The following is a 12,269-nucleotide window of genomic DNA, read 5'->3' as shown; positions in this document are numbered from 1 at the left end:
GCGCAAGGGTGCTGTTGAACTTGCGCCGCGTCCCGCCTGTGCAAAACTAACAACAAGCCTCTTAGGGGATCCCGTCCCGAAAGACAACCCCAGTTGGATGGTCATTTGCATGGCTCCCTCACCCCCAGCCCCTCTCCCAGAGGGAGAGGGGAGTTAGGGATAGGACAGCCTTGCCTAGCAATAACGACGTAGAGAAACGTTTCATTGCCATTTGAAATGGCTCTACAAACTTAACTGCAACCTTCAAGCAGCAAAAAGATCCCCTTTCGAGGATCTTCTTGAGAATACTGTTGCGCCGTTTTACCGTGGTTTTCGACCTGGAAAATCCAGTGTAGGATATCGGGGATGATTGTCGATAGTTTCCAAATCAAGTTTGGCCTACTGCTCTCACATCCACTTCCCATCCTAATTGTCGAAGGGTATCGATCGCAAAAACATAACGGCAGTCACCAACGCCGCAGAATTCTTCGTCGATCATACCGCATTTTTGGGGTGTGCCTGTCAAGTGCTCAGCAAGGGCTTAAGATGAAAGGCAGCTTGACTTTTTGCCGGCCATGCTCAATTCCTGGTTAGACAACATCTACGGCGCCTGGTTTCTGCCGGAGCGCACGTTTCGGGCGTTACGGGAACGGCCTGTTCTCTGGCAAGCCTTTGGGGTGGTGGGGCTGCTTAACATCCTGGAGGTCATTCGCCGCTCCGGAGCAAGCCTGCCGAGCATGGTACTGGCGGTACTGATGGGATCCCTGGGCTGGGTGGGTTTGGCGGCTTTGTTGCAGTTGCTGGCCTTTTGCTTGGGGCGGGCCGCCCCTTCCTTTGCGGCGCTGCTGTGCTTGACGGGGTTTGCCGGTTTGCCGTGGCTGCTACTGGGGCCTGCCCAATCCTTGGGCGGCGTGGCGGGATCCCTGCTGGGCTTTGCAGCACTGCTGTGGTTTGTGGTTTGGCAGGTGCGGGCGGCGGCGGTGGCGCTGGATCTGGAGTGGTGGCGCCTGGTGGGCCTGATCCCCTTGGCTTTCCTAGGAGGGATCCTGGCCCTGAGCTGGCTGACCAGCGGCATTGTGGCCTTGGCTTCTCTGGGCTAGAGGGCCATCAAAGCTTAGCAAGCAGAATGAAGCAGCCCACCAGCCTAGCGGGGCACTCGCTGCAGATGCGGCTTTTCCTCCGGCAAAATCGCGCCTTCTACCGGGCAAACCTGCAAGCAAATGCCACAGTCGATGCAGGCGGCAAAGTCGATCCAGAAGTAGTCGGTGCCTTTGGCATTTTTGCTGTCGCCAGGGTGAATGCAGGCGACGGGGCAGGCCTCCACACAGTCGGCAATGCCTTCGCAAACGTCGGTGACGATGGTATGGGGCATGGATCCCTCCCACTGAATTTGAATCCATCCAATCTCAATGCGGCCAGTTGGCTCAAGATTGCCGGCGGGCCGCAGATGGCTTTGTCATTTTAGGCGAAAACGGGGGTCGGAGCTGAAGCTAGCTCTCTCTTAGGTCTCGCTCTTGAAATTGCCACCAACGGCTGAGGGGCCAATAGAGGGCAGGTGCCCACAGGCTACTTAAAATGGCAGATGTGAGGGCATTGCGTTGATGGTTCCACCAGATGCTCTCCAGAGAACGCGGGCCATCGCCGCCGGTGCTGCTGAGAGACTGCAATCCATCCAGCCAAGTTTGCATTCCTGCTGGATCCAGATTCTCGGATCCCTGCGAGGCCACGAGCCACATCCATTGCAGCGCCATCAGGGTTTCGGCGATCACCACCATACCGAAGACGATCAAGGCCACCGAAATGAAGTCTTCCTGCATGTAGCGTTGTTTTTGCAACTTGGCGGTGAGGATCCCGACTACGGCCAGCCCCAGCGCATGGGTAGGACAAGGGCTGGTCAGCGCATCTTGCAGAAAACCCAGCGTGATCCCGGCAACAGCCCCCTGCCAAGCCTTGCGCCGCACGCTCCAGCACACCACCCAGATCAAGGGCCAATCGGGGGTTAGGCCCGCCAGCTCCAAGCCCGGCCCTCGCCACCAAGGGGCCACCGCTGCCAGCACCCCTGAGAGGGCAGTCACCACCCAATTGAGGCAAGACCCAAGCTTAAGAAGCAGAAGGTTGCGCATAGCGGTAGATCAAGGCCCATTGCAAGAGGCCCAGCGGCGCCGACAGTTCGACAGTGGCTTGAGGAGCAGGGCTGGCGTCCAAGTTGACCGCTCGAACCGTTCCTACCACAACCCCGGCTGGATACAAGCTGCTGAGGCCCGCGGTCACCACCACATCCCCCACCTCGACTTTGGGAGCCTTGTCGAAAAAGTCCAAAACAGCGCTTTGGGTGCCCGTACCTCGCAAGATGCCCATGTATCGGCTGCGACTCAACATCACCCCGACACGGCTGGTGGGATCGCTGATCAGGAGCACCCGGCTGGTATTGGGAGTAACCGACTCGACTCGCCCGATCAACCCGCCCGGCGCCATGACCACATCTCCCACCCTGACTCCGTGCCGGCTGCCACGGTTGAGGGTGAGCTGTTGCCACCAGTGATCGGCGCTGCGGCCCACCACGGCTGCCGGGATCCCCGCTTGGGGCATTTGCTCGGTAAATTGCAGCAGCCGCTTCAGCTCGCGATTTTGGTACTGCAACTCGGCTACCAGGGCTTGCAGCTCACGGGTGGCAGCCTGGCTGAGCACCGCGGCGGGATCCACAGGCGGACGGGCCGGGGCAGTGATCCAAGTGTACAACTCCACCAACAGGGATCCTTGGGTTTGGCGCAGTCCTAATGCAGCCCCCATCGCTAGAGCAGACAGGAGCAGCCCCAAACCATGGCGCCTCCACCATTGGCGTAGCCGATTCAAGCGATACCTCTCTGACCCACTCGACTCACACCTCAAATCAGGGATGGGAAAAACTCCTCTAGCCCTTGAAGCTGCCGCTCAACACTCGACCCAAGGTTTTAAAATCCTCCAAAACCCGCCCAGTACCCAGCACCACACAACTGAGGGGATCGGGGGCGATGTGAACTAGGATGCCGGTTTCATGGCTGATCAGAGCATCCAGGCCCTTGAGCAACGCTCCCCCTCCGGCCAACATGATGCCGCGGTCGATGATGTCGGCGGCCAACTCCGGCGGCGTGCGCTCCAGGGTGCGCTTAATGGCTTCCACGATCACCGAGAGGGGCTCGGCCATGCTCTCGCGAATCTCGGTGCTTTTCACCGTGACGGTCCGGGGCAGGCCGGAGAGCAGGTGTAACCCGCGCACTTCCATGCTCAGCTCCTCTTGAATCGGGTAGGCAGAGCCGATCTGAATCTTGATCTCTTCAGCGGTGCGCTCCCCAATGGTGAGGTTGTGAACTTTTTTCATGTACTGGATGATGGCTTCGCTCAGCTCATCTCCCGCCACTCGCACCGACTCGCTCAGCACGATCCCCTGTAAACTCAGGACAGCCACCTCGGTGGTGCCGCCGCCGATGTCGATGATCATGTTCCCGGTGGGCTCTTGCACCGGCAGGCCGGCCCCGATCGCTGCTGCCACCGGCTCGTCCACCAAATACACCTCCCGCGAGCCGGCTTGCAGGGCCGCTTCCATTACCGCCCGTCGCTCCACACCGGTTACGCCGCTGGGGATCCCGATCACAATGCGCGGAGCAATCAGGTAGCGGCCCTCGTGCACGCGATGGATGAAGTGTTTGAGCATCATCTCCGCCGTGTCAAAGTCGGCGATCACCCCATCTCGCAGAGGGCGCACCGCCACAATGTTGCCCGGAGTACGGCCCAACATTTTTTTGGCATCTTCCCCCACGGCCAGGGGTTGCTTGGTGTTTTGGTCGATGGCGACCACAGAGGGCTCTTGTAGGACAATGCCTCGCCCAGCCACGTAGACCAGCGTGTTGGCAGTGCCCAAATCAATGCCCATGTCACGGGAAAATCGGCTGAATAGCCCCACGGTCAGTTGCTCCAGTCTTTATTGGGAAGAACCAGCAAGCTCTGGTACCTACTATAGTTCAGTTCCGTAGGAGAATCTCCCTGACACCCACTCTTCTAAGGGGCGGGGGGCCGCGCTTCCTGCCGTTTAAGCTATAAAGTGCTTCACACCGCCGACGCGAACGAGAACGTATGAGCGAAGCCCTGCCATGGCTGCTGGCTTGTTTCCGGAAATGGCTGCCTTTTCCTGAGAAGTGGCTGCCGCCGGAGAGCTATTGGGTAGGGGGATCCCTGCGGGATGCTTACCTGGCTTGGCTGCGGGGCAGGGCCGAGGATGCGGAAGCGCCGGCGGATTTGGATCTGATGTGCGCTGCGGATCCCGTGGGGTGGGCGGCGGGGGTGGCGCGGCGGCTGCGGGCGGGCTTTGTGGTGTTGGATGCCGAGCGGCAGATTGCCCGTATGGTGTTGGCAAAGTTAACTGTGGATGTGGGGCTGCAGGCAGGTCCCACCCCAGAGGCGGATCTGGAGCAGCGGGATTTCACCTGTAATGCCCTGGCCTTGGATCTGCAAAGGGAGCAACTGCTGGATCCCACCGGCGGACGAGCCGATATTCGCCAGGGCCGGATGCGCATGGTACACCCCGACAACCTGAGCGCCGACCCGGTGCGGCTGCTGCGGGCCTACCGCCAGGCGGCCCAACTGGGGTTTGCGCTGGATCCGGCCACCGAGGAGGCGATCCGAGAGCGGGCCCCCCTTTTGGCCCAGGTAGCGGCAGAACGGGTGCGAGCAGAGGTGGTGGCCCTGCTGGCAACAGGGATGGCGGGGCTGGCCCACCTGCAGGCGGCGGTGGCGGCGGGGTTGCTGCAGGCTTGGCTGCCCCGCTTGCAAGCGGAGAGTCCGGGCTTCCTTCAAGCTCAAGCGGTGTGGTGGTGGGCCGAGACCTGGCAACGGCAGTATCCCCGCACCCTGGCAGAGCTGGCCCAACCTTTGACGGAAGGTGCCCCGCACCGCTCACGCGAAGGGAGCAGCAGGCTGCTGGCGGCGGTGCTGGCGGCCTTGCTGTGGGATCCGGCGGGAACCCCGGCAGCAGTGGTGGAAACCGAGCTGGAACGGCTGCGCTTCAGCCGCGCAGAAATGCGGGCCATCCAAAAGCTGCACCACCTCTTGCCTCAGCTCCAGTCTCTTCTGGCCGACTCCCCCACCCCTGCGCAACAGTGGCGGCTCTATCACCAGGCGGGATCCCTGTTCGGCGGCCTGGCGCTGTTGGCAGCAGCCACGGGCGGCGACCCCCAAAAGCTGGAGTCTTGGCTTCAGCGCTACGAAGATCCCCAGGATCCCTTGGCCCATCTGGTGCCCCTGCTGGATGGCCAGGATCTGGTGGACAGCTTGGGGGCCAAACCCGGCCCCTGGGTAGGTCAGTTGTTGCAAGCCCTGCAAGAGGCGCAGGCTTGGGGGCAGATCCAAACCCGTGCCGAGGCACTCTCCTTTGCCCGCCAGTGGCGTGGGAGAGGCTCTCAAAACACCCCAGAACACTAGCCGAAGCGATAGCCGAAACCGCGCACCGTTACCAAATACTCGGGGTTGCTGGGATCCAGCTCCAACTTTTCCCGCAGCCAGCGGATGTGCACATCCACGGTTTTGCTGTCGCCCATAAAGTCGGATCCCCAGATGCGCTCCAGAAGCTGCTCCCGCGTCCAGACGCGGCGGGGGTTGGACATAAACAGCTCCAACAGACGAAACTCCTTGGGGGAGAAACTGACCTCAACACCCCGCACCAACACGCGACACTCCTGAGTAAACATGCACACATCCCCGTAGCGGAGCACCGTGGCATCGCTGGGGTGGGACTGCTGCTGCCGGCGCAACACCGAGCGACAGCGGGCGATCAGCTCCCGCATGCCGAAGGGCTTGGTCAGGTAGTCGTCGGCGCCAAGCTCCAGGCCCACCACCCGGTCGGTCTCGCTGCTTTTGGCCGTCAGCATCAAAATGGGAAGCGTGTTGCCCTCCCTGCGCAACAGCCGGCAGAGATCCAGGCCGTTCAAGCTGGGCAACATCAGATCCAGGATCATCAAATCCAGCCGCTCCGCCGTATACACCAACTCCAGCGCTTGCCGGCCATCGGCGGCCTGTAAAACTTGATACCCCTGTTCTTCCAAAGCCAGGGCAACTGTCTCCCGAATGGCATCCTCGTCATCCACCACCAACAGGGTCTCCAGAAGGGGAGAGGCTTCCCTAGTTTGAGGGAGTGAACCGGTCATGGAGAGGGTTGCTTGCATACAGAACTCCGTCGCGCCTGCGCGAACGGCCTCACAGGGGAAGAAGGGCAAGTGCCGCTACCTTCAACAGCAGCCCCCCGATAGGATATCAAACTTCTAGGCCAGCCAATGGGGTGAAAGGCTGGGAAGAGAACGGGGGCAGAACGCTTGCCCAGACTCATGAGACGACGAAGGGGGCTACAAGAGTTCCAAAGCCCCGCAATTCAGGATAATTTAAGGTCAAGGTGAAGCCGTTCGTTCTTCACCACCAGCCGGTGAGTCTAAGCCTTTGTTTTCTCCCCCCGTAAGTTGCGCAGGGGGGTTCGCGTTTGCTGGTGGGTCAGAGCCCGGAAGCAGCGTGGAGCGCCGGGGAAAAGTCTCAAACTGAGGAGCTATCTCTGTGTTAAGCGAGCGTGAACTTTTTTAACGATCCGAGTATGGGTTGCCGAGAGCGTAACTTAAGCCTCGTAGAATGAGTCGCAAAATTCCAGGCAGGACCTTCGGACATGGATTACATTCGCACCTTTAACGACGATCCCTGCGAGGGGCATCTTTCGACGCCTATTAGCGATTCTCCTGTCACCCGTCTGTTTATCAACAATCTCCCCATCAACCGTCCTGGCCTATCGCCGCTGTTGCGGGGGCTGGAGATTGGGTTGGCGCATGGCTATTTCTTGGTGGGGCCGGAAATCGTGGTGGGCCCGCTGCGCGACTATCCTGAGGCGGCCAATTTGGGTGGGCTGGTCACGGCCATGGTGATTGTGTTGCTGGGAACCGCCTGCATGTCTGCGTATGGCAGTGTTACCTTTGGAAACAAGCCGGAAACGCCGGGAGCCAATCCTCTATCTACGGCGCGTGGCTGGGGGGATCTGACGGCAGGATTTTTCTTGGGAGGCATGGGTGGCGTCTTTGCTGCCTACTTCCTGTTGGAGAACTTTGCCGGGATCGACGCCATCTTTCGAGGGTTGGTGAATTAGTTGTCAAGCTTGTCAAGACACTGGAGAGGAGCAAAACCATGACCGGTTCTTACGCTGCTGCTTATCTTCCTTGGATTTTCGTCCCCATTGTCGGTTGGCTGCTGCCGGCAGTAACCATGGCCGTGCTCTTTTTGTACATTGAGCGCGACTAATTTGTTCTAGTCTCAATTGGTCTTAGAAGAGGGATCCCTTCTCTAGGGATCCCTTGCTTTTTGGGCAGACCTTGGCGCAACGGCTGTTTCTATCCCCCCTGCTGTCTTCCCAAAAGCTGGGGCAGCACCCGACCGAGGTTGAGTCTTCTTGCTTTTGGGAAAGGGGAACTTCCAAAGCGTCTCGGCTCCCCTACCACCGCCCTTGATGCTGCCTATGCAATCTAAAAGCAGGAGCTCAAAAAGTTCCGCGAAGACATTGACTACGTCAAAGGAGCAACTGGCCTAGCCATTGCTTATAGATGGTCTTGACACTCCTCCGACTAAAGTCGGCTCTCCCAGGGGGATCCGCCCTCACCCCCAGCCCCTCTCCCTCTGGGAGAGGGGAGCGGGAGAAAGGGCTCCGCATCCCTACCACAGGCAACTGTGCCAGCCAGGCATATTGCTGCTTCAAGAGATCATGCGCTCGAGAGCAAGTTGCAAATCTTGAGTTAGCTCGGCTACTGCCTGTCTGGCTTCCTGGCGGCCTTGGCGGTACTGGCGTTCCCATCGCTGGCTCACCCAGATGGGATCCCCCACCGTAACTTGAACTTCTCGCCAACCCAGGCGAGGCCGGGCCGGGTAGGGATCGCCGCGCAGGCGGGCCAAGACATCAAACAGGATCAGGGCACTTTCTGCCAGCCGCTCAAAAGAAGGCTTACTCAGCAAGTACTCTTCCTGCACGGCTACGCAGCTTTCCACCAGGCGCATGTGCTGCAGGTAGAGGGTGGCCTGCTGGGCTTTCCAGTTGAGCAACCCCCGCTGCAGCGGGGCCAGGGATCCGGGATGCCGCAATTCTTCTCGGTAGATCTGGGTCCAGGCGGCTTCTTCGATGCGGCGGCAACGGCTGTTCCAGTCCCCTTGGGGAGATAGGCCAAAGTAGGTCTCGGCCGTCTGCAGCGCCGTGTGGAGCAGCCGCTCCAGGCGGGCGTTGAAAGGCACCCCAGAAGGAAGAGGGGGAAGGCCGTAAAACGTTTCCATCTGGGCCAGCAGGTGGTGGGCCAGGCCACAGATCCGCTGAGCACAGTGGCGGTTTGCGGAAGGCTTGGGATCCGCCGGCGGCGTCAGGCCACTGAGGCGCTCGAGGTGGCTTAGCAGGCGCTCCAGCTTTTTCCAAGAGGGCTTTAGGTAGCGATATTGGATCCCGATGGGCACCACAACCACCTTTTCCGAACGACCGGCTTTGGCCAGGTCTTCGGCGCACCAAAAGGCCAGTTGCGCCGTTCCCGGCTCCAGAGGATTGACCCGCTCGCTGTGGCCATTGGTGGCCCCTTCCGGGGCGATCCCAAAAGGAAATGGGCCGTCCAGCAGTAGGCGCCGCGCCGCCGCCAGCGCCAGCCGATCCACCCGCCGTCCCCGATGCACAGGGATCCCGCCCAGGCGAGACAGAAGCCACCCTAGCCACTCGCCACCCCAAAGAGGCATGCCCCGGTCGTAGAGAAAATGGGCGTGAATGGGTTTGCGGAGGGGGATCCCTTGGCGACGGGCAGCCTGCGGCACCAGGCGAGAGAGCACGTAGAGGCCCACCAGGGGATCATCCACCTCCACATGGCGGAAAGCGAGGATCAGCCGGATCTGGCCCGCCTGAAACTGGTGGTAGAGCTGCGCCAGGGTCTGCACGCCCCTAGCCTCGATTTTGGCAATGCCGGAAGGAAGCCAGGGCCGCACCCTCAGCCGCAACAGCAGCGGCAGGATCCCGTGGACAAGCCGCAGCACCCAGGGCTTGTAGGCCGGCGGGATAAAGTCTAGGGGGGGACGGGCAAAAGAGGGAGGTGGTGGCGAAAACAAGGCTTTTTCTCAAATACTGAATTGCTCAAGCTAGGCCCAATCAAATCCCCATCCAATCGATCGGGTTATGGTCGTTTCAAATTTACCCTCACCCCCGGCCCCTCTCCCTGAGGCATCCCTCACCCCCGGCCCCTCTCCCTGAGGGAGAGGGGAGGATGGCCAGATAGCGCTGTTTGGGTTTCGGTGCGACAAGAGGCTGAGTGCCTTTCTCTCTCTAACTCAGGGTGGCTACGGGCTGGGCTTCTACCAAAAGTTGCTGGGTTTGCAAGTCGAAGATAGTGGCCAGCAGCCGCCGCGAGGCATCGACGGCAAATTCCACCTTGAGGCGATCTTCTCCTGCCCGGCCTGGGGGTTGCAGGCGGGCCAGACAAGCCGGCTCGGCGCCAGGGGCCAGGGATCGAAAATCGGTTTGTCGAGTGAGTTGGCGGCTGCTCATGCGCCCCAGCTCGTCGTAAACCACCTCGGCTTGGGCCACCTGAGCCACTTCTCCCACATCGAGGCGAATTTCGGTTTGCCCGTCGTTGGCCACCTGCAAGATCAAGGGCTCGGAGCGTCGGCAGGGGTAGGGGCTGCCCCGCTCAAACAGAGGGTAGTAGATATAGCTTTTTTGCAAGGGATCCCAGAGGCGGATGGCGTAGCTGTGGTGCAGGCGATCCTCCAGCTTAACTTGGCGGCCCACCTGCAGGGCGCCCAAGGCCACAGCGTCGAAGGGGCGTTCGCAGCGGACTTTCTTTTTGCCAAAGTAGGAGCGGAGCAGCTCTTGGACTGCCGGCAGTTGGGAGCTGCCTCCCACCAGGAGCACCTGCTCAATTTGGCCTTTGCCCACTCCCCTGGCCTGGGCAGTGAGAAGCACATCGTCTAGGCACTGGCGGATTTGATCCAAGAGCTGGTGGGTTTCTAGAATCTCCTCCAGCACCTGCCGATCCAACTGCAGCTCATAGGCAGTTAGGGCTTCGTCGTCAAACCAACTGCCCACCGCCTTGGGCTGGGCAGAAAGGGCGATCTTGAGCTGTTCTGCCTGCTCCAGAAGGGTAATCCAGCTCAGGGCTCCCAGCTGCTGCCGGCTCAGCCCCAGTTGCCCCAGCAGGTATTCGGCAATCCAGATGTCGATGTCCAATCCGCCCACGTAGGCATCTGCCTTGGCGATTACCTCTGCCTTGAGGACGGGGTTGCCCGGCTGGGGGGGAAGGGTGCGCACCAGGCTGAGATCCAAGGTGCCGCCACCGAAATCCACCACCAACACGATGGATCCCGTCTGGCCAACCGCATAGCCCAGGGCAGCGGCAGTGGCCTCGTCCACAATCTGAATGGGATCCCCGGCCACCCTCCGCAGCCAGTTTAAGTAGCGCTCAAAAGAGCCGACGGGAGCTGTAAACACCACCTGTTGCGGCTGCGGGTACTCTTGTTGGATGGCTTCCATCACCGCCTGCAAAAAAGCCTGGGCCACCCTCTCGGCATCGTAGCGCTCCCCATCCAGAACTCGCGGCGGGGGCACAAACTCCGCCACCAGATCCCGCTTGAAGCCCTGAAACAAGCGCTGCGGATCCACTGCCCCCCAGCGCCCGGCGCGCACGGTTTCTCCCACCAAGAGCTGGCCTTTTCCCTTGACGTAGACCAGGCTGGGAATAGCCGCGTAACTGGGGCGGGAGAGGCCGGGAAGGCTGAGCAGGCGGGGCGCTTCTTGTCCAAGATCCCAAACCGCCACCACGGTGTTGCTGGTGCCAAAATCAATAGCCAGCGTCGCTTTGGGGACGGGTGCCATCAGCTCAATCCTCCGGGCAGGGAGCGACTAACTTTGGCCGGGCAAAGAATGCGTTGGCCGCAGCGGTAGCCGACAAAGCGGATATAGACAGGATCCCCAGGCCGAATGTCCGGCTGATCCGGCTGGTGTAGTTGCGGGTCGAAGGGGACGGATTCAAGAGGGCTGCCGATGACTTCATACCCCCACTGCTGCAGCAGGGCATCCAGCGACCGGAACAGAGCCGTCACGTTCTGGGCCGGCCAATCGGGCTTGCGCCGGGCAATCTCGCGGACGGTGGGGTAGCTGGTCAGCAGCGGCTGCAGCAGGGAGAAGATTGCCTCTGCATTGTCAGAGCCCCTTCCGCCGCCAAGCAGGGATCCCACATCCCACCGGAGAGCGGCAGCCAACTTTTGCAGTTGCTCCAGGCGCAGGGATCCCCACCGCCCTTGGCGCACCTGATCGAGGGCGCGGCGGCTGATCCCTGCTTGAGCTTGCAAGGCCTGCCATGAGGAAAGGCCAACGGCTTGCATGCGTTCCCGCAGCCAACTGTCCAGCGGTCTCTCGGCCATTGGGTTTTGCCAGGGATCCCTATGATCATGCCCCAACTGGGGCCTGGGTCAGGGATCCCCAAAGCGCAGGGAGCGGGCTATGGCTTCCACATCCCGGTCGTAGCGCTCGCGCCGGCTGGCCGGATAGACCAATTCAAAGCCAGCCTCTAGAGAGGGGCGGACAAGCTTTTTGAGATAGAAAATCCGCAAGCTGCCTGGCTCGTAGCCGGAGACCACGAAAAAATCCCGACCGGCAACTTGATAGGTAACCCGGCGTCCGCTTTCTCGGCTGCGCTGCAACTCCTCTTGCAGGGCGCTGGCGGGCGTTGCTTGAAAAATATTGTACCCACCCCAAACGCGGAGCTCAGCCCCCTCTTCGCCGACAAACACCTGACCGTCGCCGCTATCGGATTCCCCTTGGGGGACAAAATCGGCCGGATAGTCGAGGCGATAGCCAAAGCGGGCATTGATGTAGGGCTGAAAACTTGACTGGGCCAGTACCAAAAGAGCGGGTGAGGCCAGAGCCGGGATCCCTTTTCCCACAAAGAGAGCGGCAAGCAGACAGGCTAAGCAAGCAGCAGATCTCATGGTTTCGAGTTTTTCGGATCTGCAGCCATTCTAGGCTCCTTTTTTCTAAACTGCTGCTGGCAAAGGGATCCCTCACCCCCAACCCCTCTCCCACAGGGAGAGGGGAGAAGGATAGGGTTTCCAGCTTGTTGATTTGATGTCGATTAACTCCGCCGGTCGCTATCGAGGTTTTGCCCGGAGCGCAGCAGTTCAATTTTTTCTCTAGCTCGCTGGATAGCGGCGCAGTTGTCCACTGCTGCCCAGGTGGAGGCCAGAAAAAGTCCAGGGAGAGAAACTTCTCCTTCTTC

At 60.6% G+C, this 12,269-nt stretch carries 13 protein-coding genes; 4 read left to right on the top strand and 9 right to left on the bottom strand.

Annotated elements, in window-relative coordinates; genetic code table 11:
* Positions 1 to 554 precede the first annotated feature (554 nt).
* Complete coding sequence (locus tag NW853_RS11645) at positions 555 to 1,079, top strand: YIP1 family protein (protein WP_414332949.1); 525 nt, start codon at positions 555 to 557, stop codon at positions 1,077 to 1,079.
* A gap of 44 nt (positions 1,080 to 1,123) precedes the next feature.
* On the opposite strand, the gene NW853_RS11640 is transcribed toward NW853_RS11645, so the two are convergent.
* The 4 genes from NW853_RS11640 to NW853_RS11625 all read right to left on the bottom strand — a co-directional run bounded on the left by NW853_RS11640 (position 1,124) and on the right by NW853_RS11625 (position 3,919).
* Positions 1,124 to 1,351, bottom strand: coding sequence for an indolepyruvate ferredoxin oxidoreductase subunit alpha (locus NW853_RS11640; protein ID WP_414332947.1), 228 nt, complete (start codon positions 1,349 to 1,351; stop codon positions 1,124 to 1,126).
* A 118-nt stretch (positions 1,352 to 1,469) separates the two neighbouring features.
* Positions 1,470 to 2,102: a rod shape-determining protein MreD gene (gene mreD / locus NW853_RS11635; RefSeq protein ID WP_414332946.1), complete on the bottom strand. Its 633-nt coding sequence runs from the start codon at positions 2,100 to 2,102 to the stop codon at positions 1,470 to 1,472.
* Entirely contained in the window at positions 2,080 to 2,796 is a 717-nt protein-coding gene (gene mreC, locus NW853_RS11630; protein WP_414349085.1) for a rod shape-determining protein MreC, read from the bottom strand. Before mreC ends, mreD begins: the two co-directional genes overlap by 23 nt.
* Before the next feature lie 94 nt (positions 2,797 to 2,890).
* Entirely contained in the window at positions 2,891 to 3,919 is a 1,029-nt protein-coding gene (locus tag NW853_RS11625; RefSeq protein ID WP_414332942.1) for a rod shape-determining protein, read from the bottom strand.
* Between the two features lie 170 nt (positions 3,920 to 4,089).
* On the opposite strand from NW853_RS11625, the gene NW853_RS11620 reads away from it, so the two are divergent.
* The gene (locus tag NW853_RS11620) at positions 4,090 to 5,433 is read left to right on the top strand and encodes a CCA tRNA nucleotidyltransferase (RefSeq protein WP_414332940.1); all 1,344 of its coding nucleotides are present in this window, start codon (positions 4,090 to 4,092) and stop codon (positions 5,431 to 5,433) included.
* Here the strand turns inward: NW853_RS11620 and NW853_RS11615 are convergent.
* A complete protein-coding gene (locus NW853_RS11615; protein ID WP_414332939.1) occupies positions 5,430 to 6,155 on the bottom strand; it encodes a response regulator in 726 nt (241 codons plus the stop codon). The genes NW853_RS11620 and NW853_RS11615 overlap by 4 nt on opposite strands.
* 503 nt (positions 6,156 to 6,658) lie before the next feature.
* On the opposite strand from NW853_RS11615, the gene NW853_RS11610 reads away from it, so the two are divergent.
* Entirely contained in the window at positions 6,659 to 7,129 is a 471-nt protein-coding gene (locus NW853_RS11610) for a photosystem I reaction center protein subunit XI (RefSeq protein WP_414332937.1), read from the top strand.
* Between the two features lie 38 nt (positions 7,130 to 7,167).
* Positions 7,168 to 7,281: a photosystem I reaction center subunit VIII gene (locus tag NW853_RS11605; RefSeq protein WP_011428960.1), complete on the top strand. Its 114-nt coding sequence runs from the start codon at positions 7,168 to 7,170 to the stop codon at positions 7,279 to 7,281.
* Between the two features lie 447 nt (positions 7,282 to 7,728).
* Here the strand turns inward: NW853_RS11605 and NW853_RS11600 are convergent, their stop codons facing one another.
* The 4 genes from NW853_RS11600 to NW853_RS11585 all read right to left on the bottom strand — a co-directional run bounded on the left by NW853_RS11600 (position 7,729) and on the right by NW853_RS11585 (position 11,982).
* Positions 7,729 to 9,105, bottom strand: a complete 1,377-nt coding sequence (locus tag NW853_RS11600; RefSeq protein WP_414349084.1) for a 1-acyl-sn-glycerol-3-phosphate acyltransferase — start codon at positions 9,103 to 9,105, stop codon at positions 7,729 to 7,731.
* 214 nt (positions 9,106 to 9,319) lie between these two features.
* Entirely contained in the window at positions 9,320 to 10,867 is a 1,548-nt protein-coding gene (locus NW853_RS11595; protein ID WP_414349083.1) for an Hsp70 family protein, read from the bottom strand.
* Complete coding sequence (locus NW853_RS11590; protein WP_414349082.1) at positions 10,867 to 11,415, bottom strand: hypothetical protein; 549 nt, start codon at positions 11,413 to 11,415, stop codon at positions 10,867 to 10,869. Before NW853_RS11590 ends, NW853_RS11595 begins: the two co-directional genes overlap by 1 nt.
* A gap of 48 nt (positions 11,416 to 11,463) precedes the next feature.
* A complete protein-coding gene (locus tag NW853_RS11585; protein ID WP_414332930.1) occupies positions 11,464 to 11,982 on the bottom strand; it encodes a hypothetical protein in 519 nt (172 codons plus the stop codon).
* Between the last annotated feature and the right edge of the window lie 287 nt (positions 11,983 to 12,269).

Origin of the sequence: Synechococcus sp. H55.11 (assembly GCF_047462475.1) — a bacterium.
In the GTDB taxonomy this organism is placed as follows: Bacteria; Cyanobacteriota; Cyanobacteriia; order Thermostichales; family Thermostichaceae; genus Thermostichus.
This window is presented reverse-complemented; position numbering and strand designations above follow the sequence as displayed.

Bases quoted from the DNA above. Each gene is read 5' to 3' on its own strand.
- NW853_RS11645 (WP_414332949.1), top strand. From the start codon at position 555: ATGCTCAATTCCTGGTTAGACAACATCTACGGCGCCTGGTTTCTGCCG.
- NW853_RS11640 (WP_414332947.1), bottom strand. From the start codon at position 1,351: ATGCCCCATACCATCGTCACCGACGTTTGCGAAGGCATTGCCGACTGT.
- mreD (WP_414332946.1), bottom strand. From the start codon at position 2,102: ATGCGCAACCTTCTGCTTCTTAAGCTTGGGTCTTGCCTCAATTGGGTG.
- NW853_RS11620 (WP_414332940.1), top strand. From the start codon at position 4,090: ATGAGCGAAGCCCTGCCATGGCTGCTGGCTTGTTTCCGGAAATGGCTG.
- NW853_RS11615 (WP_414332939.1), bottom strand. From the start codon at position 6,155: ATGACCGGTTCACTCCCTCAAACTAGGGAAGCCTCTCCCCTTCTGGAG.
- NW853_RS11610 (WP_414332937.1), top strand. From the start codon at position 6,659: ATGGATTACATTCGCACCTTTAACGACGATCCCTGCGAGGGGCATCTT.
- NW853_RS11605 (WP_011428960.1), top strand. From the start codon at position 7,168: ATGACCGGTTCTTACGCTGCTGCTTATCTTCCTTGGATTTTCGTCCCC.
- NW853_RS11595 (WP_414349083.1), bottom strand. From the start codon at position 10,867: ATGGCACCCGTCCCCAAAGCGACGCTGGCTATTGATTTTGGCACCAGC.
- NW853_RS11590 (WP_414349082.1), bottom strand. From the start codon at position 11,415: ATGGCCGAGAGACCGCTGGACAGTTGGCTGCGGGAACGCATGCAAGCC.
- NW853_RS11585 (WP_414332930.1), bottom strand. From the start codon at position 11,982: ATGAGATCTGCTGCTTGCTTAGCCTGTCTGCTTGCCGCTCTCTTTGTG.